The 13,971-nt window shown below is 40.9% G+C and carries 15 protein-coding genes; 10 read left to right on the top strand and 5 right to left on the bottom strand.

The features are described 5' to 3' along the window. The first annotated feature begins 15 nt into the window (after nucleotides 1-15). The 5 genes from MED121_RS23760 (at nucleotide 16) to MED121_RS13325 (ending at nucleotide 6,583) form a co-directional block, all read left to right on the top strand. A complete protein-coding gene (locus MED121_RS23760) occupies nucleotides 16-1,986 on the top strand; it encodes a GGDEF domain-containing protein (RefSeq protein WP_050764585.1) in 1,971 nt (656 codons plus the stop codon). A 5-nt stretch (nucleotides 1,987-1,991) separates the two neighbouring features. Then, nucleotides 1,992-3,161 (top strand): GAK system CofD-like protein, encoded by a 1,170-nt coding sequence (locus tag MED121_RS13340; protein WP_009834238.1) that lies wholly within the window; start codon nucleotides 1,992-1,994, stop codon nucleotides 3,159-3,161. A gap of 314 nt (nucleotides 3,162-3,475) precedes the next feature. Next, entirely contained in the window at nucleotides 3,476-4,486 is a 1,011-nt protein-coding gene (locus MED121_RS13335) for a response regulator (protein ID WP_009834237.1), read from the top strand. After that, nucleotides 4,486-5,445, top strand: coding sequence for a diguanylate cyclase (locus MED121_RS13330; protein WP_009834236.1), 960 nt, complete (start codon nucleotides 4,486-4,488; stop codon nucleotides 5,443-5,445). The genes MED121_RS13335 and MED121_RS13330 overlap by 1 nt, the downstream gene beginning before the upstream one ends. A 226-nt stretch (nucleotides 5,446-5,671) precedes the next feature. Continuing rightward, nucleotides 5,672-6,583 carry a D-hexose-6-phosphate mutarotase gene (locus MED121_RS13325; RefSeq protein ID WP_009834235.1) on the top strand — a complete coding sequence of 304 codons (912 nt, stop codon included), beginning with the start codon at nucleotides 5,672-5,674 and terminating at the stop codon, nucleotides 6,581-6,583. Between the two features lie 65 nt (nucleotides 6,584-6,648). On the opposite strand, the gene MED121_RS13320 is transcribed toward MED121_RS13325, so the two are convergent. After that, the gene (locus tag MED121_RS13320; protein WP_009834234.1) at nucleotides 6,649-7,425 is read right to left on the bottom strand and encodes an exodeoxyribonuclease III; all 777 of its coding nucleotides are present in this window, start codon (nucleotides 7,423-7,425) and stop codon (nucleotides 6,649-6,651) included. A gap of 118 nt (nucleotides 7,426-7,543) precedes the next feature. On the opposite strand from MED121_RS13320, the gene pyrE reads away from it, so the two are divergent. After that, nucleotides 7,544-8,194 carry an orotate phosphoribosyltransferase gene (gene pyrE / locus MED121_RS13315; protein ID WP_009834233.1) on the top strand — a complete coding sequence of 217 codons (651 nt, stop codon included), beginning with the start codon at nucleotides 7,544-7,546 and terminating at the stop codon, nucleotides 8,192-8,194. A gap of 70 nt (nucleotides 8,195-8,264) precedes the next feature. Here pyrE and slmA read toward each other — a convergent pair whose 3' ends face one another. The 4 genes from slmA to coaBC form a co-directional block, all read right to left on the bottom strand. Further along, complete coding sequence (slmA, locus tag MED121_RS13310; RefSeq protein WP_009834232.1) at nucleotides 8,265-8,858, bottom strand: nucleoid occlusion factor SlmA; 594 nt, start codon at nucleotides 8,856-8,858, stop codon at nucleotides 8,265-8,267. A 67-nt stretch (nucleotides 8,859-8,925) separates the two neighbouring features. After that, nucleotides 8,926-9,831: an acetylglutamate kinase gene (gene argB, locus MED121_RS13305; RefSeq protein WP_009834231.1), complete on the bottom strand. Its 906-nt coding sequence runs from the start codon at nucleotides 9,829-9,831 to the stop codon at nucleotides 8,926-8,928. A gap of 294 nt (nucleotides 9,832-10,125) precedes the next feature. Then, nucleotides 10,126-10,584, bottom strand: a complete 459-nt coding sequence (dut, locus tag MED121_RS13300) for a dUTP diphosphatase (protein ID WP_009834230.1) — start codon at nucleotides 10,582-10,584, stop codon at nucleotides 10,126-10,128. 31 nt (nucleotides 10,585-10,615) lie between these two features. Beyond that, entirely contained in the window at nucleotides 10,616-11,830 is a 1,215-nt protein-coding gene (coaBC, locus tag MED121_RS13295; protein WP_036180733.1) for a bifunctional phosphopantothenoylcysteine decarboxylase/phosphopantothenate--cysteine ligase CoaBC, read from the bottom strand. Nucleotides 11,831-11,939: 109 nt separating this feature from the next. On the opposite strand from coaBC, the gene radC reads away from it, so the two are divergent. The 4 genes from radC to mutM form a co-directional block, all read left to right on the top strand. Then, nucleotides 11,940-12,614, top strand: coding sequence for a DNA repair protein RadC (radC, locus tag MED121_RS13290; RefSeq protein ID WP_009834228.1), 675 nt, complete (start codon nucleotides 11,940-11,942; stop codon nucleotides 12,612-12,614). A 183-nt stretch (nucleotides 12,615-12,797) separates the two neighbouring features. After that, nucleotides 12,798-13,034, top strand: a complete 237-nt coding sequence (gene rpmB, locus MED121_RS13285; protein WP_009834227.1) for a 50S ribosomal protein L28 — start codon at nucleotides 12,798-12,800, stop codon at nucleotides 13,032-13,034. Nucleotides 13,035-13,045: 11 nt separating this feature from the next. Further along, nucleotides 13,046-13,216, top strand: coding sequence for a 50S ribosomal protein L33 (gene rpmG / locus MED121_RS13280; RefSeq protein ID WP_009834226.1), 171 nt, complete (start codon nucleotides 13,046-13,048; stop codon nucleotides 13,214-13,216). Between the two features lie 107 nt (nucleotides 13,217-13,323). After that, the coding region (gene mutM / locus MED121_RS13275) for a bifunctional DNA-formamidopyrimidine glycosylase/DNA-(apurinic or apyrimidinic site) lyase (RefSeq protein WP_009834225.1) at nucleotides 13,324-13,971 on the top strand (648 nt) is incomplete at its 3' end.

The following is a 13,971-nucleotide window of genomic DNA, read 5'->3' as shown; positions in this document are numbered from 1 at the left end:
AAAACTGGAGATTGAATGAAGTTCGAATCATTACCAAAGCATTTTTTCCATTCTTTGAAATTTAAGATGTTGGTTGGCTTTGCTCTCATGCTTGCATGTATTGGTATGATGAACTGGATCTCAGTTGATAGGTTACAAGCCTTTGAAGACACTGCTCTTCATAATTCACAAGTCCAGTTACCTTCTTTGGAAGCTGCGGCGTTAATTCAAACGCAAGTGGCAAAATTGTCTGGATTAATTACGGAAATCACTGCGGTAAACTCACAAGCTAAAGTTCGTATTCTTGCTAGCGAGATTAAATCGCTTTTAACAGGCATTAATCATCAGCTCATTCGTCTGGAAGAGAGTAAAGCGGTTTCTCAATTGGTTGAAATCCTAAAAAGATTAGATGTGAGCCTAGAAGCAACCGCCTTTACTCAAAATCAGCAAATCATACAGAATAAGCAGTTAGTAAGAAGCTTGAATACGATTATTCAAGGAGGCTTAAAGCGTATGGAAACGGGGAGTCTAGAACAGCGCAAACTATGGATGCCGATTATTCAAGAGATGACTTTGCTGACAAATCAGACCCGTCTTTTTGAGGTTGTTGCGTCAGAGCGAAAAATTAAAAAAATGTTACTTGAGAATAAAGCCTCATCGACCCTATCAGACCCTGATAATGAATTGCTATTGAAGCAAATAATGGGAGGTGTTGGCCTTTTTTATCAATTAAAAGAAAAGGATGCGAGGCGAAATCAGCTGGCGAGCATAACAACACAAAACCAAATTCTTTTGGACAGTATTACAGAAAACATTTTGCGTTTGTTTGATCAAAAGAGCCAAGAGGTTAAAGCTGACGCTGGGGTGTTAATTGATAGTATGGATCAGGCGCGCTTTAACTATTTTGTGATTATTGCCTTTGGTTTGATCTTAATTGTTCTTTTATTGCTTTATCTAAAAGAAATTCTGTTTAGCCGTTTAATTTTATTAAGTGATCTCATTCGCTCCGGCTCTTTAACTAGAGAAAGCTTGAAAGACTTTGATTTGAAAAATGAGATTGGGGATATTGCGTTTCAGTTAAGTAACTATTTAACGACGATTGATGAGCAAAGGGATCAACTGACGCAAGCCAGTGAGCAACTGACTAATGTGATTAAGTTCTCTAAATTGCGTATCGCAATTGTTGATGATGAGAAAATCGTTTATCACAATCAGTCTTTTCCTCGTTTATTTGATCGAGCTTCTATGACAAACATTCAGGAGCTGCCTGCTGAAATTGCAAACGCTATTATGAAAGGCAAGCCGGTAAATAATATCGGCAGCGTGATTCTTCGTAATTATCACAGTGAAGTTTGGCAAAGATGGTTTGATATCTCTTTGGTGAAAATACTATGGGAGGGTAAAGATTCAAACCTGATCAGTTTAGTTGATGTAACCGATAGAGAGAATGCCGCTAAAGAGTTTAAAGAGACGATTTCATTGGTTGAGAAAGAATCTCAAAAAGATCCTTTGACAGGACTTTATAATCGTAAAGTTTACTCGCAAACATTAGATCAATTATCGTCTCAACCCAAAGGCGAATCTTTTGCCATGATAGTTTGTGATATTGATAACTTTAAGTCTTTCAATGATTGTTATGGACATCAAAAGGGTGATGAAGCCCTTAAGGCTGTTGCTCAAGTGGTCGCTAGTGTATGTCAGCAAAGTGATGTGGCAATTCGATATGGTGGTGAAGAGTTTTTATTGGTTTTATTTAACCGTAGCGAAGATGAAATTAGAGAGCTTGGCTTAGGTTTAGTTGCGCAAGTGCAAGGCCTAAATATCCCCCACAAAGGATCTGACTTTAAGTGTGTGACTATGAGCATTGGAGTGGCACTTAAAGAAGAAGTCTCTGTTTTCCAGCCAAGGGCCTGTTTTGAATTAGCTGATCAAAGGTTATATATAGCAAAACGAAATGGTCGTAATCAGCTTATTGACCAAAGTAAATCAATGGAATTAGAAGGTTAGGCCCTATGCCAAGCATTTGGCGAAAGATAATTATCCCGGATGCAATTCGTATCGGGCGAAGTCAAAAAATGCCCGAATTAGGGCCTCGCATACTTTTTTTCAGTGGCGGTTCAGCGTTGAATAAAATGAGTCGCCATCTCAAACGTTATACTCACAACTCAATTCACCTCGTGACACCCTTTGATTCGGGTGGCAGTTCGGCAAAGCTAAGAGCTGAATTTAATATGCCTGCAGTGGGTGACTTGAGAAGTCGCTTGATGGCCTTGGCTGATGAAACAGTCTTAGGTCAACCTGATGTATATGATTTGTTTAATTACCGCTTAAACCCGGAGCTGGATAACGACACTTTACGGTTAGAACTTAAAGCTCTTGAGATTGGTGAACATCCTCTTATTTCCAAAATTACACCGCCTTTAAGAGAGCTGATTCAAACCCAGTTGACGATCACAAATCAAAGCATTAGTGCCGACTTTAACTTGGCTGGTGCAAGTATCGGCAACTTAATTATTGCTGGTGGATATTTGAATAATGGGCAAAAAATAGACCCCATTGTTTTTTTATTCTCTCGTTTGGTAAAAGTGTTGGGTGAAGTAAAAACTATTACCGATACCTCACATCATTTAGTCGCTAAGTTAGAAAATGGGCATGTTTTGGTTGGTCAGCATAAGATGACAGGAAAAGAATGCTCGCCTATTAGCTCTAAAATTAAAGAGGTTTATTTAACAGATAATCAACATGAGCCTCGACCTGTTATTACAAGAGTGAGTGAAGACAGGCGAAGTATGATCCGTGAAGCCGATTTAATCTGCTATCCCCCTGGTAGCTTTTATAGCAGTGTGCTGATAAATCTAGTTCCAGACGGCGTAACTCAAGCTATTTTAGAAAACCCAAACCCTAAAGTTTACATCCCTAATTTAGGTCATGATCCTGAGCAGTTCGAGATGAGCTTATTAGAGCAAGTTAATCGCTTAATTCAATGTGTGAATAAGGCGTGTCCAGAGAATGGATCGTTAGGTGCGCTAGACTTTTTGTTGATAGATGAAAAGCAAAGTTATCAAGGCTTAGAAGAGATTGAAGCACTAGGGATTAGTATCATCAGAGCAGATATCGCCGAAGAAAATGTGAATAAATACCATGATCAGAAGCTTGCAGAGGCTTTAATCTCTCTACTTTGATTATTTTTGTAGTTTTATTGCAAATATTTGACTTTATTAGAGTTTGTTGACTAGTTTTTATACAGGAAATGAGCATAATAGCGGCCACTAAAAAGGGAATGCCGAAATGTGTAAGCCCTATCGATTTTCCCTAAAGCTTTATCGTTACAAATGATAACCCAGTGTACTTTCAATTACTGTTTATTGCCGCTTGTAACCGTTAAAGTTTAAATTAAATATGAATAACCGTGCAAATCAGGTACTTCAATATATAGTTTAATTATTCATATGATAATGGTCTAAACCTAATAGATTTAAGCCTTAAGTGAGATTTCATGAGCACCAAAGTTCTTATCTGTGATGATTCTAGTGTAGCGAGAAAACAGCTTTCAAAATTGCTGCCAGCAGATTGGACGGTCACCGTTTTGTTTGCTGAGCATGGTGCACAAGCATTAGAAATATTAGAAGCAGAAGATGTAAGTTTAATGTTCTTAGACTTAAACATGCCTGTTCTAGATGGATATCATACCCTAGAAAGAATGAAAGCTTCTGGGATTGATACCAAGGTCATCGTTGTTTCTGGTGATGTGCAAGCCCAAGCGCTTGAAAGGGTAAAATCCCTTGGCGCGATAGACTTTTTAAAGAAACCCGCCACTAAAGATATTATAAAGACCACATTAGAGGGCCATGGCTTTTTATCTGAAGACGACTCGGCTAAAGAGTCCCTTGCTTTAGCGGATGAAGGCATAGAGTTTTCATTAAATGACTGCTTACAAGAAGTGTCTAACGTTGCTATGGGTCGTGCTGCCAGTGTATTGGCAGATATGTTGGGTGTTTTTATTAAGCTGCCTGTGCCGAATGTAAACATGCTGGAGGTGAGCGAGCTACAAATGGCCTTAGGCTATAACGGAGAAAGTAACCGTTACTCTGCTGTCTCACAAGGGTTTGTAGCTACTGGGATAGCGTTAGAAGCCTTATTAGTTTTTTCTGACTCAAGCTTTCCTGATATGGCAAAACTTTTAGGTTATGAAGACGAGTTAGATAAGAGCTCTGAAGTCGAGTTGTTGATGGATGTTTCCTCTGCATTAGTGGGGCCTTTTATTCTTGCGCTAGCAAGACAGCTTAATATTGACTTCAGCGACAGTCATCCGGTTGTTTTGGGTCAACACGTTAAGAATGATCACCTGATTAATGCGAAAAAAGCGGCCTGGAAGCAAACCCTAGCCGTTGAAATTACCTATGAAGTTGAAAATTACCAAGTGAGCTGTGATTTGATCTTATTGTTTACAGAAGATTCCGTTGCCACGCTTGAGAATCTACTCTCTTACTTATCGGAGGACGAATAATGTCGAGTGCAGTAGATGAAATGTTAGAGCTACATTGGCTCTTTGATATGATTCAAACTATTGATGTTGGTCTTGTTGTGCTTAACACTGATTTTGAAGTAGAGCTATGGAATGGCTTTATGGAGAATCACTCAGGCATCACATCATCAAGCGCTAAAGGTAAATCTTTGTTTTCTATGTTTGAAAACATCCCTGCTGATTGGCTTAAAAATAAGCTTAATAATGTTAAATCCCTTAAGACGCCTTTCTATATTTCTTGGGAACAGATGCCACACCTTTTCCCATTTACCTCTTATCGTCCGATTACCAGCTTGGCCGATAAAATGTACCAGAATGTGACCCTAAGGCCTATTTCTCATGTTGATGGCTCGATCAAGCACCTTTGTATGGTGATTTATGATGTGTCTGATATCGCCACTAGTAAGGTTTCCCTGTCTACTGTGAATGTGAAGCTAGATTATGTGAAGCGTAATGACATGGTGACAGGGCTGAAAAATCGATCCAGTCTAGAGCAGATGATGGGGGCGAGTTTTGAAGCTTTTCAAGCGGATAATAAAATTAATAACTCACTGATTTTGATGGAAATTGATGACCTAAGAAAGTTTCATTTGGAACATGGTTATAGCATAGGCGATGAAGTATTTGAAAAGGTTGCTGAGCTGCTGGGAGAGTCAGTGCGAGTGGGTGACTTTGTGAGCCGATTTACCAGTGGGATGTTTGCTATTTTATTGCCTAATGTGTCTCAAGTTAAGGCTGAGCAATATTGCCAAGGTTTAGCTAAGCGTGTTGCTTCCACTAAGTTTCCAACCTCTAAAGGGGATATTCAACTGAGTATGAGTTTTGGTGTTGCCCAAGCAGCAGCAAAAGATACCAGCCTTGAAGATTGGTTAGGACGTGCAGACCAAGCCCTTTTTGTTGCACAAACTAATGGTGGGAATTGTGCCGAAGGTGCGGTATAAATTACAAAAAATGATCGCCAAAGGCCCTGATTTTTCAGGGCCTTTTTTGTGAGCCTTAATTTAATAAAGCGTTAACCATTAATTAAGATGAGATTTCAGTCCGTCTTCACCTGAGATAAATTGATATCAAAAGTGTTGATTTAAGCCTGAGATTTCTCTGATAGTCGTATGTTACTTTTGATGGGTTGTCGCTAGTATATCGCTTCAAATAAAGGGGAGTGTGGAAATGGACAAGCAATTGATGGAAGACCTAGAACTAATAGGAGGTACTTTAAAGCCTTCAAGTCTTCGCGGTTGTGATGAAATCTTAATTGAACAACCTGGCTTTAGTTCACGAATTGCCCTATGGGGTGGTCACCTTATGAGCTTTATTCCCTCAGGTGAAGACGATTTGTTATTTCAATCTGAAAACTTTGCTGGTGATTCTCGCTTCTCAAGAATTCATATGGGCGTTCCTGTGTGTTGGCCTTGGTTCGGTGCTCATGAAAAAAATACAGATTTACCTGCACATGGTTTAGCCAGATACTTTCGTTGGCAACTTGCTGAAGCTGGTCACTTTAAAAATGGCGATGTCAAAATACAACTTAAACTTGCTTCAGAACAACACCCTCTTATTGAAGAAATGTGGACAAACTCATTTGAGCTAAGACTTGTATTGCGTTTGGGAGATGGTTTTGAAGTGAATTTTTCGGCGGCTAATTTATCAGATAACAGCGTTACTATCTCAGAAGCTCTTCATACCTATTTTAAAGTTGGAAACAGTGAAGAGACACAAATTACAGGGTTAGATGGGGTAAGTTATCAGGATAAGTTTGCTGGTGTTGAAGCTAAGCAGCGTGGAAGTATTCAACCTTGTACCGAATTAGATCGCGTTTATCTGGATGCACCAAAAACTAGCTTAATTCTAGATCCTGTACTCAATCGTCAGTTAACAGTGTACCAAGAAGGCGCAGCCAGCACTGTGGTGTGGAATCCTGGAGAAAAAAGAGCTAAAGCGCGAACCGATTTAAATGATGAAGAGTATTTAGACTTTGTTTGTGTTGAGAGTGCGAATGCATTGAGTAATGCTTATTTACTGGAGCCTGGCTCAATTCATCAACTTAAAATGAAAGTCAGCTGGGAAAAATTAACCACTTGATTTGAGAGTGTTTGGATATCTTTAAGGAGGATAAAGACTTTATCCTCCTCTGATATTGACGTGAGTTAATCTAAATCATATTCCATGATTAATGGTGCATGATCAGCAAAACGTTGATCTTTATATACACTCCCTGCACGAATGACTTGCTTCAAACCTGGCGTCGCAATTTGATAATCCAAGCGACCACCTTCGTCTAACTTCCATGCTCTTTCATAATCAGGCCACCAAGTATATTGCTTATCTTGCTTATTAATTTGGCGAAAGGCATCTATGTATTCATGCTCATTGAATATTTCATTGATCCATTGGCGTTCTTCGGGCAAGAAACCTGAATTTCTTTGGTTTACAAACCAACTACTAACATCAATGGGCGAGCGTGCGACATTTGCTGTTCCACAGAAAATAAACTCACGACGCTTGCGTCGAGTTTTTATTAGGTGGTTTTTAAAGCCTTCCATAAATGCATATTTTTGATCTTGTAGCTCTTGTTCATGGTTTGATCCATGGGGTGTTAAGAAAGAGGCAATGCTCACTTTATCAAAATCGGCTTGGATAAATCTGCCTTCAAAATCGCCATCGCTAAAGCCAATGCCTGTCATAATGGCTTTTGGCATTTTCTTACTATAGATAGCAACCCCGGCAACATCTGGGTTGGTTAAAGAGTCAAAAAAGTAAGAATTGTACCCCGGAGGGAAAAAAACGTTATCGTTTAGGCTTGTTTCTTCTGCTTGTATATCCTGCAGACAGACAACGTCTGCATCTTGTTCTATCATCCACTCAAAAAAGCCGCGGTCGGCTGCTTGTCTTATACCGTTTACATTAAGGCTTATGACCTTCATTTCTGGTCCCTACAATTCAATGCCATGTGTTATATTAGCGCCTATCTTATTAAGGCTTACTGCACGCGCCTACTATAAAGCACGTTTTTTTGTTTTTACTGCAATTTTGGAGCCAGGTATGAAACCTTACCAAAAAGAATTTATTGAGTTTGCCATTTCTCAGGAAGTACTGAAGTTTGGCGAATTCACCCTTAAATCTGGTCGAGTTAGTCCGTATTTCTTCAATGCAGGACTATTTAGCTCTGGTCAGGCTTTAGCCAAGTTAGGCCGCTTTTATGCTGCTGCCTTGGTAGAAGCTGACGTTCCTTACGATGTACTGTTTGGACCCGCTTATAAAGGTATTCCTTTGGCGACAACTACCGCTGTGGCCCTTTATGATCATCATAACGTAGACACACCTTATGTTTTCAACCGTAAAGAGAAAAAAGCACACGGTGAAGGTGGAAGTCTAGTTGGTGCTAACCTTGAAGGCCGCATCATGATCATTGATGATGTTATTACTGCTGGTACCGCTATTCGTGAAGTAATGGAAATTATTTCTCAAGCTAATGCATCTCCAGCTGGCGTCTTAATTGCACTTGATCGTCAAGAAAGGGGTCAAGGTGAGTTGTCCGCAATTCAAGAAGTCGAACGTGACTTTAAAATGCCTGTCATAAGTATCGTTTCTCTTCATGACATTATGACGTATTTGTCAGAACAAGACTCAGCAGATTTTGCTAAACATCTTGATGCGGTTAAAGCTTATCGTGACCAGTACGGTATCGAATAGGTTTAAACCCGCATTTTCTGCTTATGGGCGCAGCTTTTCTGCGCCCTATTGTAATTTCTATTCTAGTTTATTAACAGCTAACGATTAAGTTCTGGGAAAGCAATTGCCATTGCTCAGCCCAGTGACTGCTTGCTTTGTGCTTAAATTCGCTTCTAACATATTGACGAATTTTGCCTTCAGCAGTGGCAACCAAGATATTCGCGCTGGCAGCAACACTGATGCTGGTACGTAGCCCTTGCTTTAGTTCTGCTTCACGCAAGATTTGCTTTATTTGCGTTTCAATACGTTCAAATAATTGGCTAATACGTTTGCGTAATCGCTCTGTTTCTCCGGCAAGAGCATCACCTGTGAGTAAGCGGCACATGCCCGGATTTTGGTCAGCAAAGCCTAAGGTTAATTGTAAAATCAATTTTACCTTTTCTTGGACATCGCTTTCTTCCTGAATAATACGATTAATCCTGCTAAATAAGCTTTCTTCAATAAACTCAATTAAGCCCTCAAACATCTTGGCTTTACTGGGAAAATGACGATATAAAGCGGCTTCAGAAACGCCAACTTCTTTTGCTAATGCTGCTGTAGTGATCCGTGCTCCTGGGCTAGTTTCAAGCATTTGGGCTAATGCTTGAAGTATCTGGGTGCGACGGTCAATCTTCTTATTGCTCATATGTTTATCCAGTATCAAAATAGTGCTTTAGGCGGGCATCCCTTGCACAGTCCTAATCTTTAATAGCCTAATTTAATGATTTGTTGGTAATTAAGGTACCAACCCCTTCATCAGTGAAAATTTCTAATAAGGTAGAATGTGGTACACGGCCATCGACAATATGGGCACTGGTTACACCAGCATTCACGGCAGATAATGCGCAACTGATTTTTGGTAGCATGCCACCATAAATCGTGCCATCTGCGATGAGTGCATCAACTTGGGCTGTGCTTAAGCCGGTTAATACATTACCTTCTTTATCTTGAACACCTGAAATGTTGGTCAGTAGCATGAGTTTTTCAGCATTGACTGCTTCTGCCACTTTTCCTGCAACTAAGTCAGCGTTGATATTGTATGAATTACCTTTCGCATCGACGCCAATTGGCGCAATAACAGGGATAAAATCACTGTTTTCAAGCATCTCTAAAACGCTAGTATCAATCGATTCTACTTCGCCTACATGACCTATATCGACAATTTCAGGCGCTGCATCAGCACTGGCTTGAGTTTTAACAAATAACTTTTTAGCTTGAATAAAGCCACTGTCCTTACCTGTTAAGCCAATTGCCTTACCGCCGGCATTATTAATCAAATTCACAATGCTTTTATTGACCTGACCGCCTAAAACCATCTCAACCACGTCCATAGTGCGAGTATCTGTGACACGCATACCGTTAATGAACTTGGATTCGATGTTGAGTTCTTGCAAAAGTTGACCGATTTGAGGGCCGCCACCATGAACAACAATCGGATTAATACCAATTAACTTCATTAAAACGATATCACGTGCAAATCCAGCTTGAAGCGCTAAATCTGTCATTGCGTTACCGCCGTATTTGATGACTAAGGTTTTGCCTGAGAAACGTTGGATATAAGGTAGGGATTCACTTAAGACGCTGGCAATTTCTAATGCAGAATCACGCGTTAAAGGCATGAAGTTAGGGCTCCTCAAAGTTAAAGCTCATACAAGGTTAAGAACCTTATAGAGAATCAGATCGTTATTATATTTTTAAAGAATGCTTAAAAGAAATAATCTTGTTAAGTGCTAGATATTGGGGCTGAGCACGTAAGCGATTACTTATTGAATAATAGCGTGATCTGTATCGATAGACTACTGAAACTTTGGTATTGGCGCGTTTGCTTTTGTATCTAGATTAGAAAATTTTATGAAATGAGGGAGGTGAGCAAATTTAAATGTATACTTTTGCTCACCTAATGTAACTGTCTGTTACTTTGTGCCGGTTGAGCCAAAGCCCCCAGTACCACGATCACTGGCTTCAAATTCAGTGACAATATCGAACTCAGCCTGTACAACAGGCAGTAAAACAAGCTGAGCAATGCGCTCACCCGCTTCAATTGTAAATTCAGTTTGGCCACGATTCCAGCAAGATACCATGAGCTCGCCTTGGTAGTCTGAGTCAATCAAACCCACTAAATTACCCAAAACAATACCATGCTTATGACCAAGACCTGAACGTGGCAAAATAGTTGCCGCAAGGCTAGGGTCCTGAATATAAATGGACAGACCTGTTGGGATTAATTTGGTATCACCTGGCTTTAAAGTGATTGCCTCGTCTAGGCAGGCTCGTAAATCTAGACCAGCAGAGCCTTCTGTCGCATAACTAGGAAGAGGGATATCAGTGCCAATTTTGTTGTTAACAATTTTTAGTTGAATCGCTTGTTTCATGATCTTTATGTCTATGCCTAAATGAATGGGATTAATGTGCTTGGTACTGACTCTGAATCAGAGTAACTAGATATTTCGCTAGTTCAGTTTTGGCTGCTTGCTCTGGCGTCCATGTTTGATCTTTACCGACCACTGTGACCTGATTTTGATCTTGATTAAAGCCTATGTCAGAACGTGATACATCATTAGCGATAATGAGATCTAAGCCTTTGCGTGTGAGTTTGTCTTTTGCATAGGCTAGAAGGTTTTGGGTTTCGGCGGCAAAGCCAACGACAAACTTAGCCTGTTGCTCAGATACCATGGTGGCAATGATATCAGGATTCTTTACTAAGGTGAGCTGCATTTCATCTGAGTCTGCCTGCTTTTTCATTTTTTGCGAAGCCACTTCTTTTAATCTGAAATCGGCCACCGCTGCGGCGCCAATAAACACATCTGGCTGATGGTTTGCGGCAATCTCTCGACACTTATCTAACATATCTAAAGCAGATTTAACGGGATGAAGCTCGACACCCGTTGCGGCTGTCACTGCCACTGGTCCGCTTACTAAGGAAACTTTAGCGCCTAAAGAGCGGGCAACATCCGCTAGGGCATAGCCCATTTTGCCCGAGCTATGATTGCTAATGAAGCGCACAGGGTCTATGGCTTCCATGGTTGGCCCTGCTGTAATAAGCCAGTGTTGACCTAATAAGGGTTGTGCTTGTTCTTGGCTTTGTTCAAGCGCTTTAAAAATGGCAGCAGGTTCGCTCATTCGGCCATAACCCACATCGCCACAGGCTTGATCGCCGGAATCTGGGCCAATTAGCTTTACGCCTCTTAGAAGCAAGCGTTGAATATTATCTTGGGTGGCAGGGTGAGACCACATGGCTTGGTTCATTGCAGGTGCTAACCAAACATCTGCGGTGGTCGCTAGGCATAAAGTGCTGAGTAGGTCATTTGCCATGCCTTGGGTTTGACGCGCTATAAAGTCAGCTGAGGCTGGTGCAATAATAATGAGATCTGCCCATTTTGCTAATTCGATATGTCCCATGCCAGCTTCTGCGTCTACATCTAATAAGCTTGTGCGAACGGGTAAACCAGAAACAGCTTGTAATGTCATGGGTGTAACAAAGGCCTTGGCACCTTCTGTGAGAACAACCTGAACGTCTGCGCCTGCTTTTTTAAGTAAGCGAACTAACTCTATGCTTTTATAAGCAGCAATCCCGCCAGTGATTCCAAGTAAAACTCTTTTTTTTGCAAGTGCAGACATAAAACTATGCTTCTCAATTTGTTTATAGGCTATAAGTGAGTAGTTGAGACCAAATAAATTGGCATAGGTTCTCAAAGCAGCAAGATTATCATGGATCAAGGAGGACTTCATGGGTATCAAGCAATGGCCAGCGTCGCAGAGGCCGAGGGAGAAATTAATTAAGCAAGGGGCACAAGCATTATCGGATGCAGAATTATTAGCTATCTTCTTACGAACTGGCACGCAAGGGGTTGATGCGGTTGAGTTGGCGCGAAGAGTTGTTGTGCATTTTGGGAGCCTACAGGCGCTTATCAATGCAAGCAAAGCTGAATTTTGTGCTTGTTTAGGGTTAGGTGAGGCTAAGTTTGCTCAACTTCAGGCTGTCGTGGAAATGAGTAAACGTTATCTTGGTGAAACCCTAGAAAAGGAGGATGTGTTTACCTGTGTTGATAGTGTTCAGCACTTTTTGAAAGCCAAGTTACGTCTGTCCAGTAGAGAGGTCTTTGCTGTGATGTTTCTAGATAGTCAGCATCGGCTGATTCATTTTCAAGAAATGTTTTATGGCACTATAGATGCGGCCGCAGTTTACCCAAGAGAAGTGGTGAAGATGGCGCTTTCTTATAATGCCGCAGCTTGCATACTTGCTCACAACCATCCTTCAGGTGTTTCAGAGCCCAGTCAAGCGGATATCTATATCACGCAAAAACTGCAGCAAGCCTTGTCGTTGGTGGATATTAACTTATTAGATCATTTTGTGATCGGTGATGGTAAGCCTATTTCTTTAGCAGAAAGAGGTCATGTGTAGCCTGCTTTGCTGTTTTTTTAACCATTTTTTAACAAAATAATTGCGCAGTCACTGGTGTTGTGGGAGAATTCGCGCCGCTATTCCTCGGTACGGGATATTTTTGACTTATTTCAAGTCATGCTCCGCCTGAGGGAGTGAAGCACACTTCCAACAATTCTGGATAGCAATATAAGGTATTATATTATGTCTCGCGTATGTCAAGTTACAGGGAAACGCCCAGTTACGGGTAACAACGTTTCTCACTCAAAGCGTCGCACTAAGCGTCGTTTTTTGCCAAACCTTCACTGGCACCGTTTTTGGGTAGAAGGCGAAAATCGCTTTGTACGCCTACGTGTGTCTTCTAAAGGTATACGTATTATCGATAAAAAAGGCATTGAAGCAGTTCTTACTGATCTTCGTGCTAACGGCGAAAAAGTATAAGGAGCTGAACCATGGCATCTAAAGGCGCTCGCGATCTAATTCGCATGGTATCATCTGCTGGTACTGGCCATTTTTACACTACGGATAAAAACAAGCGAAATACTCCTGATAAATTGGAGTTTAAAAAATTCGATCCTGTTGTTCGTAAGCATGTAATGTACAAAGAAGCGAAAATTAAATAATTTTCAATTCTTTATACAAAAAAGACCGGCTTAGGCCGGTTTTTTTGTATAGGTAACAGCCCAGTATCTGGGATTACCAAGAGTTAATAGCTAAAAAATACCAAATCATGCCTGAATTACCCGAAGTCGAAACCACCAAACGTGGTATCCAGCCCCATTTGCAAAATCAGCAGATTCTTGATGTCGAAATACGTCAGGCACAACTACGTTGGCCAATTACAGCCGAGCTGGTTGAACAAGTATCGGGACAAGACGTTATTTCCTTATCCAGACGAGGTAAATACATAGGTATTCATACTTCAACTGGCACCGTCATTATCCACCTAGGTATGTCGGGAAGTTTGTACTTGGTTGCAGCCGATACACCGCCTCTTTTTCATGATCATGTGGACTTTAAATTGTCTTCTGGCCAATGGTTAAGGTATACAGATCCAAGACGATTTGGTGCAATTCTTTGGACAAAAGAGGATTGGCTGAACCATAGTCTAATTCAGCACCTAGGACCTGAACCTTTATCAGATGCTTTTAATGCCGCTTATTTGGCAGCAAAAGCCAAGGGTAAAACGCAAGCCATCAAGACCTTTATAATGGACAGTAAGCAGTTGGTAGGTGTGGGTAATATTTATGCAAATGAAGCCTTGTTCATGGCAGGTATTAAACCTAATCGACGAGCGGGCCTTGTGAGTGCAAAGCGCCTAACTGTGCTGGTTGACTGCATCAAATTGGTGCTTGCTCAGGCTATAGAGCAAGGTGGA

It is taken from the genome of Marinomonas sp. MED121 (assembly GCF_000153025.1).
Taxonomy (GTDB): Bacteria; Pseudomonadota; Gammaproteobacteria; order Pseudomonadales; family Marinomonadaceae; genus Marinomonas.
This window is presented reverse-complemented; position numbering and strand designations above follow the sequence as displayed.

Coding starts and splice junctions, on each gene's coding strand:
- slmA (WP_009834232.1), bottom strand. CDS start 8,858: ATGAGCAATAAGAAGATTGACCGTCGCACCCAGATACTTCAAGCATTA.
- rpmB (WP_009834227.1), top strand. CDS start 12,798: ATGTCTCGCGTATGTCAAGTTACAGGGAAACGCCCAGTTACGGGTAAC.
- MED121_RS23760 (WP_050764585.1), top strand. CDS start 16: ATGAAGTTCGAATCATTACCAAAGCATTTTTTCCATTCTTTGAAATTT.
- MED121_RS13340 (WP_009834238.1), top strand. CDS start 1,992: ATGCCAAGCATTTGGCGAAAGATAATTATCCCGGATGCAATTCGTATC.
- MED121_RS13325 (WP_009834235.1), top strand. CDS start 5,672: ATGGACAAGCAATTGATGGAAGACCTAGAACTAATAGGAGGTACTTTA.
- MED121_RS13335 (WP_009834237.1), top strand. CDS start 3,476: ATGAGCACCAAAGTTCTTATCTGTGATGATTCTAGTGTAGCGAGAAAA.
- rpmG (WP_009834226.1), top strand. CDS start 13,046: ATGGCATCTAAAGGCGCTCGCGATCTAATTCGCATGGTATCATCTGCT.
- pyrE (WP_009834233.1), top strand. CDS start 7,544: ATGAAACCTTACCAAAAAGAATTTATTGAGTTTGCCATTTCTCAGGAA.
- argB (WP_009834231.1), bottom strand. CDS start 9,831: ATGCCTTTAACGCGTGATTCTGCATTAGAAATTGCCAGCGTCTTAAGT.
- dut (WP_009834230.1), bottom strand. CDS start 10,584: ATGAAACAAGCGATTCAACTAAAAATTGTTAACAACAAAATTGGCACT.
- MED121_RS13320 (WP_009834234.1), bottom strand. CDS start 7,425: ATGAAGGTCATAAGCCTTAATGTAAACGGTATAAGACAAGCAGCCGAC.
- radC (WP_009834228.1), top strand. CDS start 11,940: ATGGGTATCAAGCAATGGCCAGCGTCGCAGAGGCCGAGGGAGAAATTA.
- coaBC (WP_036180733.1), bottom strand. CDS start 11,830: ATGTCTGCACTTGCAAAAAAAAGAGTTTTACTTGGAATCACTGGCGGG.
- MED121_RS13330 (WP_009834236.1), top strand. CDS start 4,486: ATGTCGAGTGCAGTAGATGAAATGTTAGAGCTACATTGGCTCTTTGAT.